Consider the following 23,431-nt stretch of genomic DNA (forward strand, 5'->3'; position numbering starts at 1 on the left):
GCGGGATCAGGGGAGCAGAACCGCGATCTGACGCCTGATCTCCTCGACGACCTCATCGACGGTGAGGGTCAGGCTCGGGCTCCCCGCCATGCTGACGAACATCACGGCTGACACGACCCGGGCGAGCGTGGCGGCCTCGGAATCGCTCACGCGGCGAACTCGTCTCACCACCTCGGCGATCGCCTCCTCGGTCCGCTGGGTGATCGCGATCGCATCCCGGTGATGGGGTTCATCGGCGTCGCCGAACACGATCTCCCGTAGGTACGTGCGTCCATTGTCGACGCGCGTCCGGTTGCACTCCACGATCGGCCGGATGATCGCCAGCAGGGCGTCCTGGGCGTCGGTCATCGTCTCCGCGTCGGCACGACCTCGCTCCAGAGCCCGCTCGTAGCTGTCGTTCTGCACCAGCAGGAGCAGCTCGGCCTTGGACTTGGCGTAGAGGAACAGTGTCCCGGCCCCCACATCGGCCCGGTCGGCGATCTCCTGCGTCGTGACCTCATCTATGCCGCGCTCCGCGAACAAGTCGCCGGCCGCAGCGACGATGCGCTGCAGCTTCTCCTGCTTGTTGCGCTCACGCCGGCCGATCACTTCGGGCGCTGACGGCATGACCTTCCCTCCGGAATATTTGTTGAGTGCGCTCAGTTATGAGTATAGTCACTACCGACCGGAGTCGGATGATTCCTCATCATCCCACGACCGTCCCATCATCCCCGGCATGCGCGAGATCACACGACGAGACCGAATCAAGGAGCACACCGATGAGAGCATTCGTCATCACCGAGTACGGAGGTTCCGTACAGGCCGCGGACGTCCCCGAGCCCACTCTCGGCGAGCACGATGTGCTCGTCCGGGTCGAGGCGGCCGGCGTGAACCACCTGGACGAGAAGATCCGTGCCGGCGAGTTCAAGCAGGCCCTGCGTTACTCGCTGCCGCTGACCCTCGGCCACGACGTCGCCGGCACCGTCCTCCGAGTGGGCGCGAACGTGCGGGCGTTCAGGCCAGGCGACGAGGTCTACGCGCGGCCCGATTCAGGCCGCATCGGCACGTTCGCCGAGCGCGTCGCGGTCGCTGAGTCGGACGTGGCGCTCAAGCCCGCCTCCATCTCCATGGCGGAGGCCGGATCACTCCCGCTGGTCGCGTTGACCGCCTGGCAGGCCCTCGTCGAGCGCGGCGATGTGCGGCCCGGTCAGAAGGTTCTCATCCACGCCGGCGCGGGCGGGGTGGGCTCCATCGCCATCCAGCTCGCAAAGCACCTCGGCGCGACCGTCGCGACCACCACGAGCAGCGCGAACGCCGACTTCGTCCGTGAACTCGGAGCGGACATCGTCATCGACTACCGCACCGCGGACTTCGAGGAGATGCTCGCCGGGTACGACTTCGTACTGGACAGCCTCGGCGGGACGAACCTCGAGAGGTCGCTCCGCGTGCTCAAGCCTGGCGGAATCGCGATCGGCATCGCCGGGCCGCCCGACCCGGCCTTCGCTCGCGCGATGGGTCTCAATGCGCTGCTGCGCCTGGCCATCACCGGCCTGAGCAGCAGGATCCGGCGGCAGGCTCGCCGGCTCGGCGTGACGTACGAGTTCCTGTTCATGCACGCCGACGGGGTCCAGCTCGCCCGCATCGCACGGCTGATCGACGACGGCGTGCTGCGGCCCGTCGTCGGCCGGGTCTTCCCGTTCGACGAGACCGCGCGCGCCCTGCAGAGCCTTGCGCAGGGCGGCATCCGCGGCAAGGCCGTCGTCGCCGGCGTCGAGGCTGCCACCTCACAGAGCACGAACCTGACCATCGACCGCACCGAAGGAGCACACTCATGAGCACGACACGCGAACCAGTCATCACGTCCTATGCCAAGGCACCCACCCGCACGATCACCGCCGGTGACGTCACCTACGCGTACCGGGAGCTCGGGCCGAAGGGCGGCATCCCCGTCGTCTTCTTCGTCCACCTCGCGGGGACCCTGGACAACTGGGACCCGCGCATCATCGACCCGATCGCGAGGGACCACCACGTCATCGCCTTCGACAACCGAGGTGTCGGCGCCAGCACCGGACAGGTACCCGACAGCGTCGAGGCAATGGCCGACGACGCCTACACGTTCATCACGGCACTGGGACTGGAGACGATCGACGTCTTCTCCTTCTCCCTCGGCGGCATGGTCGCACAGGCCCTCGTCCTCGCGCATCCCGAACTCGTGCGGAGGCTCATCCTCACCGGCACCGGACCCAGGGGCGGCAAGGACATGGACAAGGTCGTCGGAGTCACCTACTACGACATCCTCCGCGCGACGTTGACCCGTTCGGACCCGAAGGAGTTCCTGTTCTTCAACCGCAACGCCGCGGGAAAGGCTGCCGGGAAGGCGTTCGTGACGCGGCTCCAGGAACGCACCGTCGACCGCGACGCGCCGATCACGACGTCGGCGTTCAGGACGCAGTTGAAGGCGATCACGAAGTGGGGTCGCTCGGCGCCCGCGGACCTGTCCACGATCACCCAACCCACCCTGATCGCCAACGGCGACAACGACCGGATGGTCCCCTCCGTGCTCTCAGAGGAACTGCACGACCGCATCTCGGGCTCGGAGCTGACCATCTACCCCGACTCCGGCCATGGCGGCATCTTCCAGTTCCACGACAGGTTCGCGCCCGCCGCCGTCGAGTTCCTCGACCGGTGACCGTCGGGGCGGTCGGATCGTCCTCGTGGCTGCCGATGCGCTACGAGGACGTCGCCGAGATGGCGGAGTGCGGGGAATCGCGACGTCGAGGCATGTCGGCCGGTCTCTCGCGCTGCGACGAGGATCGAACTCGCAACTCGGGCTGCAGTACGCGGTGCCGCGGGGCGGTGCGACCGCCACGGATCCGTTCCATGAGCAGATCGACCGCCGCGCGGCCGATTGCCTCACCGAACTGGGTCACCGTGGTCAACGAGACGAGCGGATGGCCGGCCATGGGGATGTCGTCGTAGCCGACCACGGACACGTCCTGCGCGCTGAGGCCCAGGTCGGCGACCGCCCGGAGCGCGTCGATGGCGAGCGTGTCATAGCCGGCGAAGATCGCGGTGATGGTCGGGTCGGACTCGAGCAGTTCCTTCGCCGTGAGGTAGGCGTCGTCGTCGGCCACGCCGCAGTACACCACCGTCGGTTCCAGTCCCGCGTCCGCGAGGACCGCCTCATAGGTCCTCCGGCGAAGTGCTTGGGGCGCCATCGCGTCGGGCCGCTCATGCTGCATCCGCAAGGTGAGGTGGGCTATGCGCTTGTGGCCCAGGTTGAGGAGGTGGTCGATCGCGAGTCTGGTGCCCGCTTCGTCGTCGTTCGTGACGGTGTCGTAGCTCTCCGACTGGTCGTGGCGTCCGATGAGGACGGTCGGGATCTCACGTGCGAGCTCCTCGAGCCACTCGGGCGTCACCTCCGGCGAGATCGCGATCAACCCGTCGACCTGCCGGGCGGCGAGATTCTCGAGTACCGGAGCGCCACTGTGCTCACCCAAGCCCGGGGCGATCATCAGCTGATAGCCGGTGCCGGCCAGTCGCGCGGTCGCACCCTGCATGACCTGGGTGAAGAACTCGTTGCCGAGGTTGGGGATCTCGAGCCCGATGCTGAAACTCGAACCCCGCATCGATCGCGCGGCGAAGCTCGGGCGGTAGCCGAGCTCGCGCATCGCGGCCTCGACTCGTTCTCGCATGGCAGGACTGAGCCCGTAGGCGTTGCGCACGACCTTCGACACCGAACCCTTGGAGACCCCGGCTGCTCTCGCAACGTCGTCCATCGAGGGACGCCGGCGCCGGGATGCCGCCGCAGTGTCCTCACCCATGAGACCTCCTTCAGCACTCGCCTTGCAGTTGGATGCTATCAAGAATCTTGTTCACCGGTTTACGAAATTTCCGTGAACCGGTTGACGCGACTCGCAGAAGAGCGCTACATTGCTCCGAACGACCTTCCCGCACATCGTCAACCGGTTCACAACCAATCTGCGTCAACCGGTTCACACACTTCGCACAGGTCGCGCACCCCGGTGTTCTTACAAGGAGGTAAAGCAATGTCCCGTGATTCCAAGAGGGCGGCCGCACTCATCGCGGCCGCCGCGATCTCCGGCGTCGTACTCGCCGGCTGTTCGGCCGGCCCACAGTCCGGCTCGAACGCCGAGGGCGACACGGTCCTCACGATCTCAGGCTGGGCCGACGACGGTATCGCCGAGGCGCTGATCACGCAGTTCGAGAAGGACAACCCCGGCGTCACCATCGACTACACGGGACTCCCGTGGCCGGGCATCCTCACCCAGATCAACACCGAACTGGTCTCGGGCACCGCCTCCGACGTCGTCGTGGTCTTCCCCGGCAACGGCAACCCGATCACCGCCCAGACCCTCGCCAAGGGCGACTACCTCGCCGACCTGAGCTCCTCGGACTGGGTGGACAACTACAACGACGCGAACCAGGCGGTGATGGGCGCCGACGGGAAGATCCTGATGGGCTCCAACGCGTTCACCATCATCCCCGCCATCTACAACACCCAGGCCCTCGAATCGGTCGGCGCCACCCCGCCGACCACCTACAGCGAGGTGCTCGACCTCTGCAAGACGGCGAAGGATGAAGGCAAGGTGGCGTACGCGTTGGCCGCCGTTGCCGACGGCAACTACCACACGCTCCCCTACGCACTGACGGCCACCCTCGTGTACGGGCCGAACCCGGACTTCGTCGAACAGCAGACCGACGGGGACACCTCCTTCAGCGACTCCGAGTGGACCACCGCCTTGGAGAAGTACCGTGAGATGGTCGATGCCGGCTGCTTCACGCCGGACGCGACGGGAACCAGCCTGGATGTCGCGCAGGGCCAGGTCGCGAAGGGCGAGGCCCTCGGCATCGTGACGGTCAGCCCGCAGATCAGCACGATCGAGGAGATGGCGCCCGAGGGGACCACCTTCCAGACGGCGGCGTTCCCGGCAACCGACGAGGCCTCGGAGACGATCCTGCCGGTCGGGCTCGGCGCCGGTTACGGCGTCAACGCGAAGTCGAAGAACATCGACCTCGCCAAGAAGTTCGTGGACTTCTACCTCTCGGAGGAGGGGCTCCAGATCGCTCTCGACAACGGCTCGATCTACCCGAGCGCGCCCGTCCCTGGCTACACGCCCCCGGAGACCCTCGCCGGGGTGTCGGAGCAGGCCCAGAGCGACCAGACGGTCTCCTTCCCTGACCAGACGTGGCCGAACGCCGTCGTGAACCAGGTCTACCTGGACGGCCTTCAGGGATTCATCGGCGGCCAGACCTCCGCGGCAGACCTGCTCGGACAGATGGACGACGCCTTCACCAACGGCTGATCCCAGCCGACACACGGGTCGCGGTGCGACGTCAGCACTGCAGGCGTTGCACCGCGACCGGTTCTCGACGAAGAGACAGTGAGGAAGTAGCACACCATGGCCATCGCAACAGCTGTTCGCCTGAATGAGCGACCGCGCAAACGGCGCCCCTACCGCGGGTTCGCGCACTCGGTGTGGTGGTTCGTCCTCCCCGCAGCCGCACTGTACCTTTTCGCCGTCATCTACCCCAGCGTGCGCGGCAGCCTGTTCGCGTTCACCGACTGGGACGGCGTGACACCCGACCCCAACTGGGTGGGATTCGAACAGTTCGCCCGCATCTGGACCGACCCGAACGGCGCGACCGCGATCTGGAACACGCTGCTGATCGCGTTCGCGGTCACCGTGATCCAGAACGTCCTCGGACTGCTCATCGCCCTGGCGGTGAACTCGCGGATCAAGTCCCGGAACATCCTGCGCGTGCTGATCTTCGCCCCCGTGGTGATCACCACGATCGCCGTCGGATTCCTGTGGCAGAACCTCTTCACCCCGGCCGGCGGGATCAACGAGTTGCTCGACGCGGTCGGTCTCGGTGCCCTGCAACAGAACTGGCTGGGCGACCCGGACATCGCGATCTGGTCCATCATCGTCGTGGTCATCTGGCAGTTCGTCGGCTACTCCATGGTGATCTTCCTGGCCGGGCTCCAGGGCATCCCCGAGGAGGTTCTGGAAGCGGCCGCCATCGATGGCGCCGGCCCCATCCGGAGATTCTGGTCCGTCGTCCGACCGCTCCTCGCCCCCGCGATCACGATCAACGTGATGCTCTCCCTCATCGGCGGGCTGAAGCTCTTCGACCAGGTCTTCGTCATGACCCAGGGCGGACCCGGCGGGGCCACCAACACCATCTCGACGCTGATGTACACGAACGCGTTCCAGCTCGGACGCTTCGGCTACGGCGCGGCCCTGGCCGTCGTGCTCACGATCCTCGTCGCCGTCGCTTCGATCATCCAGTACCGGGTGCTCGCCCTTCAGGAGCGTTGACATGTTCAGATACACCTGGCGAACAGCGACCCTCGAGGTCGTCATGGTCCTCGTCGGCCTGTTCTTCCTCTTCCCGATCTACGTGCTCGTGGTGCTTTCGCTGAAGGCACCCGGAGACCAGAGCTCCACACTCGCCCTGCCACAGCAGCCCACCCTGCAGAACTTCGTGGACGCGTGGCAGCAGGGAGGTCTGGGCGGCGCCCTCGTCAACAGTGCGATCGTGACCGGGCTGACCGTGCTGTTCACCGTCCTGCTCGCCGCCGCGGCGGCCTACCCGCTCTCGCGCCTGGGGGCACGGTGGTCCAGGTTCACCTACCTCGCCTTCCTGGCCGGCCTGCTGCTCCCGGCACAGCTCGCGCTGCTCCCGCTGTACCAGACCATCCGCGACCTCGGCCTGCTCGGCACCCTCGCCGGCGTCATCATCGTGAACGTCGGAGCCGGCATGCCGTTCTCGATCTTCCTCTACGCCGGCTTCATGCGGGCGCTGCCCGCGGAGTACGAGGAAGCGGCGGCGTTGGACGGCGCACACGCGTTCCGCACGTTCTGGGCAGTGGTCTTCCCGCTCGTGCGACCGATCACCGGCACCGTGATCATCCTGACCGCAGTCTTCACCTGGAACGACTTCCTGACCCCGTTGCTCTACCTCTCCGGTACCGACCAGCAGACGATCACGGTCGCGATCTACTCGTTCGTCGGCCAGTTCGGCGCCCAATGGAACCTGATCTTCGCCGGAATCATCATCAGCATCCTGCCGATCCTGCTGGCCTACTTCTTCCTGCAGAAGTACATCGTCCAGGGCTTCGCGGGTGGGCTGAAGGGCTGACACAGGATCCCGCCGATGCGGGTGTGCGGTTCCGCCACGAATGGCGGGAACCGCACATCCCGGCTCCTGCTCGACCCCGGCCACTGAGCCGACACCCGAACGTTTCTCCAACCCTGAGAAGGCACCACTATGTCCAACGCCGCTGCGCACTTCATCGCTGCCGATGTCGAACCCGACAGTGCCCCACTGTTCCGCCGCGACTTCGCCATCGAACCGGGCCACGGGCCGCTCGTCTCCGCGACGCTCCGGCTGAGCGCGCTCGGCGTATGCGAAGCGTGGATCAACGGCACCGCCGTCGCGGCCGACGTGCTGACCCCGGGATGGACCAGCTACGAGTGGCGGCTGCACTACGTCGAACACGACGTGACCGACCTCATCGACACCGAATCGACCCTGGGTATCGCGGTAGGAAACGGCTGGTACCGGGGCCGGCTGGGATGGATCGAGACCAAGCGCTACGGCGAAGAGATCGCCGCGTACGCCGAGTTGCGATTGCGGTACGCCGACGGCCACGAACAGCTCATCGCGACCGACGAAACGTGGAGCGCGGGGCCCAGCGCGATCACGGCGAACGACCTCTACGACGGCCAGAGCATCGATGCCCGCCGTGCGGCCACGAACTGGGCCTCGCCCGGCTTCAGCGATCCCGCGTGGGGCGGTGTCCGCATCGTCGAGTACGACACTGCGCGGCTCACGGCGGATCCGGCACCACCGGTCCGGCGAATCAGGGAGCTCGCGCCGCGGAGGGTCTGGCACAGTCCCGCTGGTGCAGTGCTGGTCGACTTCGGCGAGAACATCGTCGGGTGGCTCCGAGTCCGAGCACGCGGCGAGGCGGGAGCTCCCATCACGGTGCGACATGCCGAGGTGCTCGAACAAGGCGAGATCGGGGTCCGGCCCTTGCGGTCCGCCGACGCGACCGACCGATTCACCCTCAGCGGCGGCGACGACACCTTCGAACCGACCTTCACCTTCCACGGATTCCGCTACGCCGAGATCACCGGTTGGCCAGGAGGCATCGACGCAATCCGGCCGGATGCCCTGACCGCCGTGGTGATCTCCACCGATCTGCGGCGAATCGGCCACTTCGAGTGCTCGGTCCCCGAGCTCAACCAACTCCACGCGAATGTCGTACGCGGGATGCGCGGCAACTTCATCGACATCCCCACCGATTGTCCGCAGCGAGACGAGCGGCTCGGATGGACCGGCGACATCGCCGCCTTCGCACCCACCGCCGCATTCCTCTTCGACGTCAAGGACTTCCTCGCCGACTGGCTGCACGACCTGGCCCTGGAGCAGGCCCACCACGACGGCATCGTCCCGTACATCGTGCCGGACGTGCTCAAGTACGCCATCACTCCACAGGACGGTGCGACCGCAACCGAGGCCGCCGCATTCTGGAGCGACGCCGCGGTCTGGGTGCCGTGGGCGCTCTGGAACGCGTACGGCGACCCCGCCGTGTTGTCGGCATCCTTCGAATCGATGCTCGCCCACGGGAGACGCGTCCATTCACTCCTCTCCCCGTCCGGCGTGTGGGACACAGGTTGGCAGTTCGGCGATTGGCTCGACCCCGACGCGCCAACCGACGATCCCGGCGGCGCGAAGGCAGATCGAGGCGTCGTCGCCACCGCGTGCGCGTACCGCACCGCGGATCTCATCCGTGCCGCGTCAGAGGTGCTCGGTCGAGAAGCCGAGGCCACCGAGTTCGCGACGATCGCGCGCGGTCTGCGCGAGGCGTTCCATCGCGAGTACGTCCGGTCGGAACGTATCCTCAGCGATTGCACGACGGTGTACTCACTCGCGATCGCATTCGGTCTGCTCGATCCGGATGACACCGTCTGGGCTGGAGCGCGGCTCGCCGAACTCGTCGAACAGAGCGGCTTCCACATCTCCACCGGCTTCGCGGGCACCCCGTTCATCGCAGACGCCCTGACATCGACCGGCCACACCACGACGGCCTACCGACTTCTGCTCCAACGAGAATGCCCGTCGTGGCTGTACCCGGTCACCATGGGTGCGACCACGATCTGGGAACGCTGGGACTCCATGCTGCCCGACGGCAGCATCAACCCCGGCGACATGACCAGCTTCAACCATTACGCGCTCGGAGCCGTCGCCGACTGGATGCATCGGGCGATCGGCGGCCTCGCTCCGCTCGAGGCCGGGTACCGCCGCATCCTCGTGGCGCCGCAGATCTCGACTGGCATCGACTGGGCGACGTCGTCACTCGACACACCCCACGGGCGGGCATCCGTCTCATGGGACCGTGACGCGGACAGCATCCGGATGCAGATCACCGTCCCCGCTGGGACGTCCGCCGTGGTCCGTTGGACGGGAAGCCCAGACGTCGAACTGAACCCCGGCACCCACTCCATTGTTCGGATGATCGAGAAGCAGCAGGTGGCGTACTCATGATGAACACGACGAACGACCTGGCCGCGGCTCCGTTCCGCGACTCCGACCTCCCCACCGCGGAACGTGTCCGCGATCTGCTGTCCCGGATGACCCTCGCCGAGAAGGTCGGGCAGATGCTGCAGCTGGACGCCAGAGGGGACCTCGCCGACCTCGTCTCGAACAAGCTCAGCGGGTCGCTCCTCCACGCCTCACCCCAACGGATCGCCGAAGCCGCCGACCTGGTCGCCGGCACCCGCCTGCAGATCCCATTGCTCATGGCCGACGACTGCATCCACGGTCACTCGTTCTGGCCGGGCGCGACGATCTTCCCAACCCAGCTCGCGATGGCGTGCGCCTGGGACGCAGACCTGATCGAACAGGCCGCCCGTGCGACGGCCGTGGAGGTATCGGCGACCGGCTTGCACTGGACGTTCTCGCCGGTGCTCTGCATCGCACGCGACCCGCGCTGGGGTCGCGTCGACGAGACCTTCGGTGAAGACCCACACCTGATCGGCGAGCTCGGTGCGGCGATGATCCGCGGCTACCAGGGCGACGGCCTGACCGACCCGACCGCCGTGCTCGCCACCGCGAAGCACTTCGCCGGCTACTCCGAGACTCAAGGCGGCCGAGACGCGAGCGAAGCCGACCTCAGCCCACGCAAGCTGCGATCCTGGTTCCTCCCGCCCTTCGAGCGAGCCGTGCAAGCCGGATGCCGGACCTTCATGCTCGGCTACCAAGCGATCGACGGCGTGCCGATCACCGCCAACAAGTGGCTGCTCAACGATGTCCTCAAGGGCGAATGGGGGTTCACCGGAACACTCGTCACCGACTGGGACAACGTCGGTCGCATGGTCTGGGAACAACAGATCTGCGACTCCCACGTCGACGCCGCGGTGATCGCCGTCGAGGCCGGCAACGACTTCGTCATGACGACACCGGAGTTCTTCGACGCCGCTCAACAGGCAGTGCGGGAGGGTGCACTCGACGAGCGACTCATCGACGACGCCGTCCGCCGCATCCTGACCCTCAAATTCGAGCTCGGTCTGTTCGAGAGCGCCCGCCTCCCCGACGAAACGCGCCAATCGGTGATCGGCAGCGCCGCGCACGCCGAGGTCAACCTCGAGGTCGCGCGCCGGTCCCTCGTTCTCCTCCGCAACGACGGAACGCTGCCGTTCCAGCCGCCCGACGGTCGGGAACCGACGGTCGCAGTGATCGGACCCAACGCGGACGACCAGCACGCGCAGCTCGGAGACTGGGCGGGCGCTTCCGGGCAGGTTCCCTGGCTGCCGGACGGGCACCCGAGAGAGCTGACGACGACGGTGCTGGATGGCCTCCGACGGTTCACCCCCGCCGGATGGACCGTCACGTACGCACGCGGCGCAGACATCGGCTCGGAGATCGTCGACCCCGCCGGCGAGGTGCTCCGCGACGGCCAGCCTCGACCGAAGCTGTTCGTTCCGGCGGCACCTGACCGAGACATGATCGAGGAAGCGGTGCGCACGGCCAATGCGGCGGATTGGGCGGTCGTCGTCCTCGGCGACACGGTCGCGTTGACGGGCGAGAGCAAGTCGACCGCCACGCTCGAACTCCAAGGCGCGCAGACTGCGCTTCTCGACGCGCTGGTCGCGACCGAGACCCCCGTGATCCTGGTGCTCGTCCAGTCCAAGCCCTCCGTGCTTCCGCCCTCCGCCGAGCGCGTTGCCGCGATCATCGAAGCGTTCAATCCCGGAATGCAGGGCGGCAGGGCGATCGCCGAGCTGCTCATCGGGGCGATCGAGCCCAGCGGGCGTCTTCCGATCTCCTTCCCCCGACACGCCGGCCAGCTGCCGGTGTACTACAACGCGATCCGGGGTCAGCACGGCGATCGCTACGCCGATCTGACCCAAGACCCCCGCTTCGCGTTCGGGGAGGGGCTCACCTACACGCATGTCGATTATTCGAGCCTGCGACTGGCCGCCAATCGAATCCCCCTCGACGGCACAATCAGGGGGTCGGTCACGCTGGCCAACCGCGGGGACCGACCGGCACTGGAGACCGTGCAGATCTACATCCGCGACCGCGTCACCAGCGTCACGTGGGCCGACAAGGAGTTGAAGTCGTTCCTCCAGGTTTCGATATCACCCGGCGAGATCATCGACGTCGAATTCGAGCTCGAGGCAAAGGAATGCTCCCTGGTTGACCGGAGCGGCCAGCGAGTCGTCGAAGTCGGAGAGGTCGAGCTCCTCGTCGGGACAAGCTCGCGCGACCGGGACCTCCTCACCGCTTCATTCGAGATTGAGGCCGCCGGCTCCTAGTCACCTGCGCCACGTCAGGTTGCTCGAAGAATGACCATTGCGTTCTGTCGCCAGCGCAGAATGCGCCGATTGCGCTGGGGATCGAGATCAAGACTGCACGATTGGGCTGCAACAGAGGTCTAGTGGTCACTTAATGGTCACAAAATCGAGATCACCTTGATTCACTCGAGTTCACACTTCCCCGTGATTCCGGGGCTCGTGAGCCCGAGTGAAGTCGAGTGAATCACTACTGGATAACTTCTGCTTCCCAAGCAGACAGCGCGGGTTCGATTCCCGTCATCGGCTCTGATCAGGGATTTTTCCCAGCCGGATGAGCCGATTCTCGATGGCAGAAGGCCCTTAGTGGTCACTTAATCGTCACCTTGTTCTCAAACTCACGGGCCCCAGAGGGCCCATCGGCCGCTTCGAGGCAGGCGCCACGAACCCATTCCAGACCGGTCGCTCACGTGCGATCCTGCGCACGGGAACCCCGCGATGCGCGGAGCGGCCGCGACGGACGGCATCGATACCGTCGCGAGCTCGGCACGGGTTCGACGATGGGTCGCCACCACAGCCAGTGCGCTGGAACGGCGCCCCGATGGCCGGTCCGCTGGCGGCGCATGGACGATCCCTCAGTGCGCAGGCTCAGCGGCACCATTCACGCGGACGTTTGGTGCTTCCGCGGCGAGGGCTCGTATCTCCGTCCACCAGATGAGCGCGGCGGCCGCAGCTCCTGAGATAAGTGAAGCCACGACGGCGAAGATCAGGTACACAGAGAACCATGCACCGGCTTCGGTGGTGAGCATGGCGTTGATCGTGGCCAACGCGGTCCAGCCGACCAGCGCGCCGGCCGCTGCGCCGAGCGCGCCCATCCATGCGCGGGCGCCGGACGTACGCCGAAGCCAACGGTCTTTGAGGGCGAGCGCGGCACCAGCGCCGACGATCGCGGGACCTGAGGTGAGCGCACCAATCACCGCCCCTGTCGCGGCCATCGAGGCGAATGCGCTCCCTCCTTGTTCCCGGTAGTCGGGATTGCCGCCCAGATAGAGGGCGAGGGCGAGGAGTATTCCGATCAGCGCGGCCGCCGGGACGGACGTGATGACTATCCAGCGGTACCTTCGCCACAGCACGAGCTCACCCTATTCGGATTGCTGGGGCGGATCGCCATCGGCGCAAGAACGATCCCTATGCGAGCCGTCGCGACCGATAGTTCTTCCGATCCTGCTTCACGGATCGGAAGAACTGATTCGACGTCGGCAGCCACAGCAGGATCACCGCGACGAGCTCTACGAGACCGGTCGCCACGGAGACGGGGTCTGGCGCCGAAAGGAACTGCGCGATGACACCCAAGCCGAACAGCACGGTGATCCACATCCGAGCCCAATTCGCCCCATGCAGCATCCAGACCGCGAAGAACACTGAGAGCAGCACGCCTGCACCGCTCAGTGCGATCCCTGTGACCGCGGCGGTGACGGCGCCCTCAGGGGTGACCTCAAGTTGCATTCCGTTGTGCTCGAACGGCCCGACCGAGTCCGCGACGTAGGCAACCCAGTCGAAGAACAGGAGCGTGGTGGCCAGAAGAAGGAATCCGAAGGCCGCCAGCCCGAACTCAAGGTAGGCGGCAACTCGAACGGGCATCGGCACAGCCCGAGTGAGCTCGAAACGCGGGGCTGGCTGAGGGCGCACCAGTTCCCGACCGAATGTCGCCTTCCCGAGTCCTGGCATGCGCAAGAGCGTAGTCGGACCAGAACGCTCGTGGGCCCGAGCACGATCGTCTCCCGCATCGCCGACGGACCGCGGACCGGGCGCAAGCACCGAGGTCGAACTCAGAACTCAGGGCCCGTTTGGCGTTGTTCGGCATCGAGTAGGTAACGAACGGAATCAGGCAGTGGAGAACATGCCGGGTGGGGACACACTCAGGCCATGAAGGCATCGATGTCGGACTGTCGTCCGTCCTCAATGAGCATGCGGCGCGCAGCGACGGGTATCGGACTCATCGGGCTGCTGGTGATGGCCGGCTGTGCCGGTGGTCCAGGCGGTCTGAATGACGGATCCAGGGCTGACCGGGTGATCCGGGGCGCACCCGAGAGTTGGGAAGGACCCAACCCGACTGGGGACGGACCCGACCCGGATACTGTCGACCTTCGCCCCGTCGTCGGCTGGGTGAGCGAGACCGAGTTCGGCGTGATTACGTTCGGGAGCAGCAGCTGCCCGCCTGTCGCCGGCGAGCTGCAGGTGCTCGCCAACGATGCCGTCGCGATCGCGTTCACCCAGTCCCCGCACGATCCGTGCACCGCCGACATGACGCTCACGACGCATGTATTCGAGACCCCCTCCTCCGTGGACGAACGCCCGATCACCGTGACGGTCGAATTCGTCGAGTCCGACGATGAGTACGTCCTCGAGCTGCCGATGAAGCCGCAGCAGCCTGCTCGGCCGAGCCCCGACCCGACCGCGAGCGGGCGATGATGAGCCGCCGATGAACCCGGGGCCCAACACTGTCACGGGGAGCAGTGGTTCATCGAGTACTCACAACACCACCGCGACCATATCAACGCGGCTTACTAGGAGCAGAGATGTCGAGATCAGCAGTTGCACGAGCGGCCGCAACGATCAGCCTTGCGCTTTGCGCAACCCTGCTTACGGGATGCGTTGATTCGACGCTGTCGCCCGTGGCGACCTCGTCGGCGGAAGGCTACTCGGTCGACGACACCCTCGGTGCCTTTGTCGGACTTGAGTTTGACTATGACCCTGTTCGTTCGCCCGACGAGTTGGCCGCACAGAGCACGGTGATCATTCAGGGCACCGTCGCAGGCGTTCAGATGGGCCGTGTCGAATACGTGCCAGGCAACGACGCCATCAAGGGCTCGAGCTCGATCGTCCTGGTCGTCAACAACGTAAAGCTGATTGAGGGAGCACTCCTGTCGGGCAATGACGGCAATGTCTATCTTGAGCTCGCCAACCCGGGCCAACGTGAACCGTCCTACTTCGACACGGCGTTCCCGCAGGGAGCCGCGGTAGTCGCGTACCTCGTCGTGGCGGGAGACGGACTACCCCAAGAGGGCGTCGACGTCGCAATAGCGGACAGCAAAGCGGGTCGACCTGAAGGACAGGCACTCTTTCTTCCCGCGGGCCCGCAAGCATTGGCAATTCAAGTGGACGGTGCCGACGTTGTGTGGCCCCTCATCGGCGCCGCCAAGTCCGGAGACATTGCTGCCACTTTGCCAAGTGGAACTTTGATAGCGGAGTGATTCGGCCTGGATTTCGTTCCGTCCTTTAGTTCAGGATGGATGACGAAGCCGAAGAAGTTCGAACCCGAGATGCGTGAGCGTGCGTTGCGGATGCTCGCCGAGGCGATGCCGTCGCAGGTGAACAAGACCGCCGCGGTGCGCCATATCCCCGACATGCTTGGGACACCTGGACTCGATTTTCGGTGGGCGGGCCGGCACCGGGGAAGGGGTCGGCCGGTTGCACCCATTCTCCGCGCAAGGGAAGAGCGCAGCGCCCCCCAAGACAGTTCGAGACGCTGGGATCTGTCAAGGGCGTTGGCGACCTGTGGCGGGTCGCGTAGAAGGGGCTTGCCGGTGGCGCGCTGGGCGCCTGCACTGGGTAAGGGGCAGGGAGCCGGGTTGTACGGGGGCATTGGCCCGCGGCCCCGCGTCACCGGCGCTTGTGTGGGCAAGACGTTGGTCAGCCCAATCGCGCTGGCGAGGACGTGGGAACGGCCAGACCGCTAGTACGAACGGCGAGGGCGCCCGCGGGAAGATGGGCGCCCACACCGCTCCTGGGGACCGCTCGGCGCTGGGGGCCGCGTATCGAGCGGCAGAACCGAACGTAGCCCTCTGCGGGGCACAACGTCGATAACCGGCTGGAGCACCGCGCCTCCGGCATGGGTGGCCACTCCGGTCCGGGGAAATTCTGACGCACTGGGCCAGTCCAGGTCGGTGGAATGCAGCTGCGCTGTGCCGGCGAGGCTGCGAGGCCCCGTGGAGGTCAGCGGCAGCTGGGCGACACTGGAGACGACTCCAGCCCGCGGGGGGTGATGGCATCAAGAATTGACCGGGGCCTTCTGCATTGTGCATGCCCGCTCGACCGAAGGCACAGCAGCCACAGGGCGGGGCCTCCCGAGACGAGTGCATTGATGCGACGATCGCCGCGCGATCGTTCGCGCTCGCGCTCGCGCTCACGATTAACTCACGGTTCTGGCGAGTTCACGATGACTCACTACCCTTCACATTCCGCGGGATTCCGCGGCTCGTGAGCCCAAGTGAACCATCGTGAACCGGCACTGGAACTTCTGCTTCCCAAGCAGACAGCGCGGGTTCGATTCCCGTCATCGGCTCTGCGCAAACTGCCTGATCAGACGCGCTTTCTATACGCCGGCGGCGGCCAGCTGCTGCAACAGTTCCTCGCCGCTCATCTGGCGCTCCCATCCGTGGTCTCAGGCGAAGCTTCATCGGTCGCGCGACCAAACGTGGAAAGGGTGTACTCGGAGACTCCGTGCTCCGTCGGCACCTCGACGGTGAAGACCCTGTCGGGGTGCTCCAAGCCGTCATAGAAGTCCCCGTAGACGAGCAGGGCCTCGGCCGCGAGGCGCTCGGCCGCGAGGCGCTCGGCGTCGTCGACGAACCGGTAGCCGGCCTTGCCGGCTTGCTCCGCGGCGATCATGCTCGTGCCGAAGCCGATGACGCGCCCGACGAAGCGCTTGCCGGCCTCCGTGGCGACAGGCACGAGATCGTATTCGAACGGGATCACCCGCTTGCCCCACACGAGCTTCATGAGCCGGATGGCCTCGTACGCGCGCATCCCGAGGGGCACGAGAGCAGCATCTCGTTCTCGATCGACGACGTGACGTTTCCGAGGCCGCTGAGGATCCGTTTCGATCACGAACAAAGAAAGCTTCTCCATTCAGTCGTCGGCCGCGACGGCAGCGAGCATCACAATGGCGATCATTAGCCGTCGGTGAAGCGATAGGGTCCGGGTCAGCCGAGCCGAGGCGTCGACTTCGTGTGAGCTTATCGACGCCATTCTCACGGTGTACCAGGTGACCGCCCGCTCAGGCGACCGCCACCTGCGCGAGGAACTCACTCCGCTCCGCCTGAGCCGGATACGCGTCGGGGTCGGCCACGCACTCGGGACACCAGTGGCCCGCGGTCAGCACGAGGCGCGGGCTCGCGGCGAACTCATGATCGAGCGCGCACGCCCACTTCAACGGCGTGGCGTGATCGCCACGCGCGACGTCGGTGGCGAGCATGCGTCCGCCCCGATGCGCGGCCGCTTCGAGGTAGTCGAGCGCAGTCCAGTCATGGGGCGGCTTCGACTCGTCGTACCCGTGGTCGAGGTACGACGGATGACGCGACGGCGACGGGGGCTCGAAGGTCGACCAATCGCCGATCCGCTCGAACTCCTCGCGCGAGCCGTAGTGCGCCGCGATCTCGCATTCGTCGCCGGCGCGGACGGCAGCCATCGTCCCGCGCGGCATGCGCGTGAGCGGCTTCATCACGAGGTGCTTCACGATCCATGCCGGTACACGCCCGGCGGATCGCACCGAGGCGGGCGCCGCGGCGATCGCGCGTGCGAGCGCGTCCGGGAACGTGTCCCGCCGGAACGGCACGAGCTCCTCGAGCCGGTCGCTGTCGGAGTACCACTGGCCGTGGAAGTTCCCGGTGGCGAACCAGTTGCGGTCGTACCAGCGGCGGATGTCGCGCACGCCCATCGCACCGCCGATCGCGGTCTGCAGTTCCCAGTTGGTCAGCCGCCACCCGTCGCCGCCGCCGATGTTGAAGATGCCGCCCCAGACCGCGTCGGGAACGTCGTTCTCGCACAGGTTCGCGAGCAGCCGGGCGGAGTCCTCGACGCTCACCCATTCCATGACGGCGCCGAACGGCGAGTGCGTCATGATCGGGTCGCGGATCTCGAGCATGCCGGGATGGAAGATGCCGGTCTGACGCAGCTGCACCCACTTCGGCAGGCCCGAGTCGACGAGGAGCCGCTCGGCGACGACCTTGCTCTGCCCGTACTCGTCGAACTTCGAGATCCGGATCGGGTCGCCGACGCGACCCCAGTGATGCGGCGGGTTGCGGCTGCCGGTCTGCGCGACCGAGCCGACGCCGACGACCGCGACGCTCGCCGGATCGGGCAGCGCCCGCACCGCCGCGACGATGTTCCGCATGCTGCCGACATTGACGCGATGCGCGAGCTCGGGCTGCTCGTCGGCGAGCGGCGAGACGACCGCGCCGACGTGGAGGACCACGTCGGCGCGGGCGACGGCGGCGGCGACCGTCGCAGCATCCGTCAGGTCGCCCCAGACGACCTCGAGGTTCGGCATGTCGTCGAACTCGGCGAGCGCAGCCCGATCGCGCTCGGTCGGCAGCGCGATGGCGACGACGGCGATGCGGTTGGCGCGCTCGCGGAGCTCACGGAGGGTCGCGCGGCCCCAGTTGCCCGAGGCGCCGGTCAGCAGCACCCGCCTCACGCGACCGGCTCCGGCTGCGCCGCCACGAGGCTCATCTCGATGAGCCCGCCGAGCACGTCGTCGGAGAGCTCCACGCCGGGGAACCGCGCGAACTGCCCCATGGGCATCGACTCGACCATATTGAGGGCGTTGGCATTCGCCTCGGCCGCCGCCTGTTGCTCTGCCGTCGCGTTCGCCATCATGCCCTGCATGAGCGCAGGGCCGACCACGGGGTGGCCGAACCACTCCTTGACGGTCGAGGCGAGGCTGAGCGGGGCGGGGCGGTCGACGTCGCCGGCGAGCGGCAGGTCGCGAGCGGCTCGGATGTCGCCTGCGGACCGGCCGAGCTCGATGCGGTACGTGCCCGGGGCGACCCACCACCGCGAGCCGCGCGCGTCCCAGTGCGCGAAGGCGCGCCGCTCGAGCTCGAGGAGGACCGTCGTCGCCTCGCCCGGCACGAGAGAGACCTTCGCGAACGCGCCGAGCTCGCGCGCCGGTCGACGCACGTCAGACGGTGCGGGAGCGACGTAGAGCTGCACGACGTCCTCGCCCGCGACCGCGCCGGTGTTCCGCACGGTCACGCGAGCGACCGCGGTGTCGGGCCCGATCGCCTCGACGTCGAACGCCTCGATGTCGAACGTCGTGTAGCTCAAGCCATGCCCGAACGGGTACCGCACCGCTCGCTCGGCGCTCGCGTAATAGCGGTAGCCGACGAAGACCCCTTCGCCGTGGCGCACGACCTCCTGCTCGCCCGGGAAGTTCAGGTACGCGGGGGTATCGGCGAGCGCCAGCGGGATGGTCTCGGCGAGGCGTCCAGAGGGGTTCACGGCTCCGGTGAGCACGTCGGCCAGCGCGCCGCCGACGGCCTGCCCGAGCGCCCAGCCCTCGACGATCGCGTCGACCCGGTCGTGCCACGGCTCGAGCGAGACGACCCCGCCGTTGGAGAGCACCACGACGGTGCGCGGTGCGACGGCTGCGACCGCCTCGATCACGGCGAGCTGCGCGGCCGGCAGGTCGAGATGCTCGCGGTCGAAGCCCTCCGACTGGTCGATCTCGTACAGCCCGGTGAACACGACGGCCACGTCGGCGGATGCCGCGGCGGCCGTCGCGTCGGCAAGCAGCGTCTCGGCGGCGTCCCCATCGGCGTTCCGCGTGTACCCGGCCGCGTAGGCGACACGGTCGTCGCCGAGTGCCCTGCGCAACTCGTCGAGCGGGATGTCGACGCGGGTCGGGTTCACGTGCGAGCTGCCGCCGCCCTGGTACTGGGGATCGACCGCGAGCTCGCCGATCACGGCGACACGCTGCGCGGCACGCAGCGGGAGCGTCGCGTCCTCGTTGCGGAGCAGCACCACCGAAGCGCCGGCGGCGCGGCGGGCGAGGGCGTGGTGCGCGTCGGCCAGTGCGGGGTCGAGCGCGCCCGCGGCATCCGTCGTCGGGGTGGTCTGCTCGGCGAGTCGCCGCAGCCGTGCCACGCTCGCCTCGACGACCGACCGGTCGAGTCGGCCGTCGCGGACCGCGGCGACGATGGCTTCGGTGCCCTCGTCGCCCGTGCTCGGCATCTCGAGGTCGAGCCCGGCGGCGAGCGCTTCGACGCGGTCCTTGATCGCGCCCCAGTCCGAGACGACGAGTCCGTCGAAGCCCCACTCGTCGCGCAGCAACTCGGTGAGCAGCCACCGGTTCTCCGAGCAGTACACGCCGTTGATCGCGTTGTACGCGCTCATCACGGTCGTCGGCGCCGCCTCGGTCACGACCCGCTCGAACGCGGGGAGGTAGATCTCGCGAAGCGTTCGCTCGTCGACCTCGGCGCTCACGCGCATGCGATCGGTCTCCTGGTTGTTCACGGCGAAGTGCTTGAGCGACGCGCCGACGCCGGACGACTGCAGGCCGCGCACCCATTCGGTCGCGAGCACGCCGGTGAGGCGCGGGTCCTCCGAGACGTACTCGAAGGTGCGGCCGCCGAGCGGCGAGCGCTTGAGGTTGATGCCCGGTCCGAGCACGACGTCGACGCCGAGCGCGCGGGCCTCGCGGCCGATGGCCTCGCCGACCTCACGGGCGAGCGCCGGGTCCCAGCTCGAGCCGAGGGCGACGCCGGGCGGGAAGCACGTCGCCGGCACGCTCGCGTTCAGGCCGAGGTGGTCCTCCCCCGCGCGCTGAAGACGCACGCCGTGGGGTCCGTCGACGAGGGTGAGCGAGCGGATGCCGCGGCCCTCTCGAGTGGCCCAGAAGCTCGCACCGCCGAGCAGTGCGGCCTGCTCGACGAGGTCGGCGTCGGCCGCATCCGCCTCCTCGGGGGTGGGATCGGGCGCGACGAGCACGGCGGGGATCTCCTCGCCAGCCGAGACCGCGGCGAGCCCGCGCTCGAAGTCGACGAGCACCGCGTCGGGGTCGGGCAGCATGACCGCGATCTGCCGTGGCGTCACCTCGTCCTGGCCGCGGAGGCCGGCCTGCATGTGGTTGGCCGCGGCCGGGATGTGCTTGACGACGACGCCCGTGATGACGCGCATGGCCTCCTCGCTCTCGACGAGGTCGGCGAGGCGCGAGTCGACCGTGAACACCGGCAGTTCGACGGGGTGGACCTCGAACGGCTCGGCGAACGCGTACGTGCCGTGCTCGAGCCCGAGGTGCTCGGCGCCCGACGGCAGCACGACGTCGGCGGTTGCGCCGACCGGTACCGTCAACTCGAGCGCGACCTCGCCGTCGGCGAGCGACCAGGCGCTCGACGCCACGCCGTACGGCGTGCGGAGGCTCGCCGAGGCCGAGGTGAGACCGCGCTTCGGCGGCTGGGGCGCCACGCGGAGACGACGGTACCCGGGCGCGGCGGGCGCGAGCCCCGCGACCACGCGGTGCAGCCAGTCGGCGACCGAGCCGAAGGCGTAGTGGTTGAAGGAGGTCATGCCGCTCGGGTTCACGGTGCCGTCGGGCAGGAGCGAGTCCCACCGCTCCCAGATCGTGGTCGCGCCGTTCTTGACCGAGTAGAGCCACGACGGGTTCTGGGTCTGCAGCAGCAGCTTGACCGCGACATCCGCGTGCCCGTTGGTGCTCAGCGCGTCGGTGACGAGCGGCGTGCCGATGAAGCCCGTGGCGATCTTGTAGCCGTGCTCGCGCACGAGCACCGCGAGCCGGTCGGCGGCCCGCTGCCGCTCGGCGGACCCGTCGAGCAGGTCGAACTGCAGTGCGAGCGCATACGAGGTGACCGAGTCCGACAGCAGTCGCGCCGAGCCCGAGACGTACTCGCGGTGGAACGCCTCGCGCACCTCACCGGCGAGCCGGCCGTAGCGCTCGGCGTCGTCGTCGCGGCCGATCAGCGCCGCGGCATCCGCGACGATGCGCGCGGACCGCGCGAAGTACGCGGTGGCGACGATCTCGGTGAACGTCGTGCTCGCGTCGGGGCGCTCGGGCGGTGCGGTGGGGTCGAGCCAGTCGCCGAACTGGTGGCCGCCGGTCCACAGCCGGTTCTCGCCGGCGAGGTCGGCGACCTGGTCGACCCAGGCGGCCATGCTGTCGAACTGGCGGCGCAGCACCTCGACGTCGCCGCGTCGCTCGTAGATCGTCCACGGCACGACGGTCGCGGCATCCGCCCACCCGGCCTGGGGGGACGCGGCACCCGGCGTCGCCGCGGGCACGACCATCGGCACGCCGCCGAGCCGCCGCTGCTCGGCCTCGAGGTCGCGCAGCCACGACACGAGGAACCCGGAGGCGTCGTAGAGGAACGACGCGGTCGGCGCGAACACCTGCAGGTCGCCGGTCCAGCCGAGGCGCTCGTCGCGCTGCGGGCAGTCGGTGGGCACGTCCACGAAGTTGCCGCGCATGCCCCAGACGACGTTCTCGTGCAGGCGGTCGACGAGCGGGTCGGATGTCGCGAACTCGCCGGTGCGCTCCATGTCGGAGTGCAGCACCTCGGCGACCACCGCGGCGGGGTCGAAGTCGCCCGGCCAGCCGCCGATCTCGGCATAGCGGAAGCCGTGGAACGTGAACCGCGGCGCCCACGTCTCGGCGCCGTCGCCGCGCAGCGTGTAGGTGTCGGTCTGCTTCGCGCTGCGCAGCGGCTCGGTCGCGAGCTCGCCGTGCTCGAGCACCTCGGCGTGGCGCAGCGTGACGGTCTCGCCCGCCGCGCCGTCGACGGTGATGCGCAGGCGGCCGACGAGGTTCTGCCCGAAGTCGACGATCAGCTTCCCGGAGGGGCTCGTGACCACCTCGCGCACGGGCAGGGTCTCGGTGAGCCGCACGGGCGGGCCGTCGGGTGCCACGAGCGTGGCCGGGTCGCGGTCGACGGCGACGGACGGCTCCCAGCCTGCGTCGTCGAAGTCCGCCGTCGACCACGCGGCATCGTGCTCGCGCGCGTCGAACACCTCGCCGTCGTAGAGGTCGGCGGCGCTGATCGGGCCGCGCCCGACCGTCCAGTCGGGCCCGGAGGCGACGACCTGCCGGCGCCCGTCGGCATACTCGATCTCGAGCTGCGCGAGCACGCCGAGCCGGTCGCCGTAGAGCGCGCTCCCGCCGTCCCAGCCGAGCCGGCCGCGATACCAGCCGTCGCCGAGCCACGCGCCGATCACGTTCGCGCCCGCGCGAACCGCGCCGGTGACGTCGTGGGTCGCGTAGCGCAGGCGGTCGGCGTACGCCGTCCAGCCGGGCGCCAGTTCATGGTCGCCGACGCGCTCGCCGTTGAGCTCGACCTGCACGAGTCCGTGCGCGGTCAGGTACAGCCGAGCCCGGCGAATCGCGGCATCCGACGTCTCGAAGGTGCCGCGCACGAGCGGCGCACGTTCGGCGGCCAGCGCACCATCGGGGTCGGGTCCGACGAGGTGCGCCTGCCAGTCGGATGCCTCGAGCAGGCCCGCCTCCACGGTTGCCCATTCACTCCAGTCCGACGCGGCGCCGTCCTCGCCGACGACCCGAACGCGCATTTCGCGCCGATCGCGCGAGGCGAGCGGCGCGAACGGCCACGGCACCAGCACCGAGTCCGCGCTGTCGACTCGGTGCGTCGCCGCCGCCGCACCATCCGTCGACTTCGATTCGAGCTCGTAGCGGGCCTGTCGCCATCCGGCGGGGGCGGTCTCGACGATCCAGCTGAGGCGCGGCTCGGCTTCGCCGATGCCGAGCGCCTCGCGGTGGTGCTCGAAGCTGACGGGGGTGACGGTGATGCTCACGGGTGGATCCTTCGGAACGA

The 23,431-nt window shown here is 68.1% G+C and carries 16 protein-coding genes; 9 read left to right on the forward strand and 7 right to left on the reverse strand.

Features of this window, described 5'->3' with window-relative positions; all coding sequences use genetic code 11:
• Positions 1–6: 6 nt before the first annotated feature.
• On the reverse strand, positions 7–606 hold the full coding sequence (locus AC3RKB_RS05090; RefSeq protein ID WP_491434901.1) for a TetR/AcrR family transcriptional regulator: 600 nt from the start codon (positions 604–606) through the stop codon (positions 7–9).
• A gap of 152 nt (positions 607–758) precedes the next feature.
• Between AC3RKB_RS05090 and AC3RKB_RS05095 the strand changes: the two genes are divergently transcribed.
• Together AC3RKB_RS05095 and AC3RKB_RS05100 are read left to right on the forward strand one after the other, a co-directional pair.
• Positions 759–1,814 (forward strand): NADP-dependent oxidoreductase, encoded by a 1,056-nt coding sequence (locus tag AC3RKB_RS05095; protein WP_491434902.1) that lies wholly within the window; start codon positions 759–761, stop codon positions 1,812–1,814.
• Positions 1,811–2,668, forward strand: a complete 858-nt coding sequence (locus AC3RKB_RS05100; RefSeq protein ID WP_491434903.1) for an alpha/beta fold hydrolase — start codon at positions 1,811–1,813, stop codon at positions 2,666–2,668. The genes AC3RKB_RS05095 and AC3RKB_RS05100 overlap by 4 nt, the downstream gene beginning before the upstream one ends.
• Positions 2,669–2,708: 40 nt before the next feature.
• Here AC3RKB_RS05100 and AC3RKB_RS05105 read toward each other — a convergent pair whose 3' ends face one another.
• A complete protein-coding gene (locus AC3RKB_RS05105; RefSeq protein WP_491434904.1) occupies positions 2,709–3,803 on the reverse strand; it encodes a LacI family DNA-binding transcriptional regulator in 1,095 nt (364 codons plus the stop codon).
• 72 nt (positions 3,804–3,875) lie between these two features.
• Here AC3RKB_RS05105 and AC3RKB_RS05110 point away from each other — a divergent pair, with 72 nt between their 5' ends.
• The 5 genes from AC3RKB_RS05110 (at position 3,876) to AC3RKB_RS05130 (ending at position 11,831) form a co-directional block, all read left to right on the forward strand.
• A complete protein-coding gene (locus tag AC3RKB_RS05110; protein ID WP_491434905.1) occupies positions 3,876–5,306 on the forward strand; it encodes an ABC transporter substrate-binding protein in 1,431 nt (476 codons plus the stop codon).
• Positions 5,307–5,402: 96 nt separating this feature from the next.
• On the forward strand, positions 5,403–6,323 hold the full coding sequence (locus AC3RKB_RS05115) for a carbohydrate ABC transporter permease (protein WP_491434906.1): 921 nt from the start codon (positions 5,403–5,405) through the stop codon (positions 6,321–6,323).
• 1 nt (position 6,324) lies between these two features.
• The gene (locus tag AC3RKB_RS05120; protein ID WP_491434907.1) at positions 6,325–7,146 is read left to right on the forward strand and encodes a carbohydrate ABC transporter permease; all 822 of its coding nucleotides are present in this window, start codon (positions 6,325–6,327) and stop codon (positions 7,144–7,146) included.
• 129 nt (positions 7,147–7,275) lie between these two features.
• Positions 7,276–9,558, forward strand: coding sequence for an alpha-L-rhamnosidase (locus AC3RKB_RS05125; RefSeq protein ID WP_491434908.1), 2,283 nt, complete (start codon positions 7,276–7,278; stop codon positions 9,556–9,558).
• Positions 9,558–11,831, forward strand: a complete 2,274-nt coding sequence (locus AC3RKB_RS05130) for a glycoside hydrolase family 3 N-terminal domain-containing protein (protein ID WP_491436756.1) — start codon at positions 9,558–9,560, stop codon at positions 11,829–11,831. Before AC3RKB_RS05125 ends, AC3RKB_RS05130 begins: the two co-directional genes overlap by 1 nt.
• Before the next feature lie 611 nt (positions 11,832–12,442).
• Here the strand turns inward: AC3RKB_RS05130 and AC3RKB_RS05135 are convergent.
• Positions 12,443–12,940 carry a hypothetical protein gene (locus tag AC3RKB_RS05135; protein WP_491434909.1) on the reverse strand — a complete coding sequence of 166 codons (498 nt, stop codon included), beginning with the start codon at positions 12,938–12,940 and terminating at the stop codon, positions 12,443–12,445.
• 55 nt (positions 12,941–12,995) lie between these two features.
• Positions 12,996–13,535, reverse strand: coding sequence for a hypothetical protein (locus AC3RKB_RS05140; RefSeq protein WP_491434910.1), 540 nt, complete (start codon positions 13,533–13,535; stop codon positions 12,996–12,998).
• Between the two features lie 198 nt (positions 13,536–13,733).
• Between AC3RKB_RS05140 and AC3RKB_RS05145 the strand changes: the two genes are divergently transcribed.
• The gene (locus AC3RKB_RS05145; RefSeq protein WP_491434912.1) at positions 13,734–14,279 is read left to right on the forward strand and encodes a hypothetical protein; all 546 of its coding nucleotides are present in this window, start codon (positions 13,734–13,736) and stop codon (positions 14,277–14,279) included.
• 107 nt (positions 14,280–14,386) lie between these two features.
• The gene (locus AC3RKB_RS05150; RefSeq protein WP_491434913.1) at positions 14,387–15,061 is read left to right on the forward strand and encodes a hypothetical protein; all 675 of its coding nucleotides are present in this window, start codon (positions 14,387–14,389) and stop codon (positions 15,059–15,061) included.
• A gap of 1,165 nt (positions 15,062–16,226) precedes the next feature.
• Here the strand turns inward: AC3RKB_RS05150 and AC3RKB_RS05155 are convergent.
• From AC3RKB_RS05155 to AC3RKB_RS05165, 3 genes are all read right to left on the reverse strand, one after another.
• Complete coding sequence (locus AC3RKB_RS05155) at positions 16,227–16,718, reverse strand: hypothetical protein (protein WP_491434914.1); 492 nt, start codon at positions 16,716–16,718, stop codon at positions 16,227–16,229.
• Positions 16,719–16,866: 148 nt separating this feature from the next.
• Entirely contained in the window at positions 16,867–18,285 is a 1,419-nt protein-coding gene (locus tag AC3RKB_RS05160) for an NAD-dependent epimerase/dehydratase family protein (protein WP_491434916.1), read from the reverse strand.
• Positions 18,282–23,411 carry a family 78 glycoside hydrolase catalytic domain gene (locus tag AC3RKB_RS05165; RefSeq protein WP_491434917.1) on the reverse strand — a complete coding sequence of 1,710 codons (5,130 nt, stop codon included), beginning with the start codon at positions 23,409–23,411 and terminating at the stop codon, positions 18,282–18,284. Before AC3RKB_RS05165 ends, AC3RKB_RS05160 begins: the two co-directional genes overlap by 4 nt.
• Positions 23,412–23,431: the final 20 nt, after the last annotated feature.

The sequence above is a fragment of the Agromyces capsici genome (assembly GCF_058349965.1).

Coding starts and splice junctions, on each gene's coding strand:
- AC3RKB_RS05090 (WP_491434901.1), bottom strand. CDS start 606: ATGCCGTCAGCGCCCGAAGTGATCGGCCGGCGTGAGCGCAACAAGCAG.
- AC3RKB_RS05095 (WP_491434902.1), top strand. CDS start 759: ATGAGAGCATTCGTCATCACCGAGTACGGAGGTTCCGTACAGGCCGCG.
- AC3RKB_RS05100 (WP_491434903.1), top strand. CDS start 1,811: ATGAGCACGACACGCGAACCAGTCATCACGTCCTATGCCAAGGCACCC.
- AC3RKB_RS05105 (WP_491434904.1), bottom strand. CDS start 3,803: ATGGGTGAGGACACTGCGGCGGCATCCCGGCGCCGGCGTCCCTCGATG.
- AC3RKB_RS05115 (WP_491434906.1), top strand. CDS start 5,403: ATGGCCATCGCAACAGCTGTTCGCCTGAATGAGCGACCGCGCAAACGG.
- AC3RKB_RS05120 (WP_491434907.1), top strand. CDS start 6,325: ATGTTCAGATACACCTGGCGAACAGCGACCCTCGAGGTCGTCATGGTC.
- AC3RKB_RS05125 (WP_491434908.1), top strand. CDS start 7,276: ATGTCCAACGCCGCTGCGCACTTCATCGCTGCCGATGTCGAACCCGAC.
- AC3RKB_RS05130 (WP_491436756.1), top strand. CDS start 9,558: ATGAACACGACGAACGACCTGGCCGCGGCTCCGTTCCGCGACTCCGAC.
- AC3RKB_RS05140 (WP_491434910.1), bottom strand. CDS start 13,535: ATGCCAGGACTCGGGAAGGCGACATTCGGTCGGGAACTGGTGCGCCCT.
- AC3RKB_RS05145 (WP_491434912.1), top strand. CDS start 13,734: ATGAAGGCATCGATGTCGGACTGTCGTCCGTCCTCAATGAGCATGCGG.
- AC3RKB_RS05150 (WP_491434913.1), top strand. CDS start 14,387: ATGTCGAGATCAGCAGTTGCACGAGCGGCCGCAACGATCAGCCTTGCG.
- AC3RKB_RS05155 (WP_491434914.1), bottom strand. CDS start 16,718: ATGGAGAAGCTTTCTTTGTTCGTGATCGAAACGGATCCTCAGCGGCCT.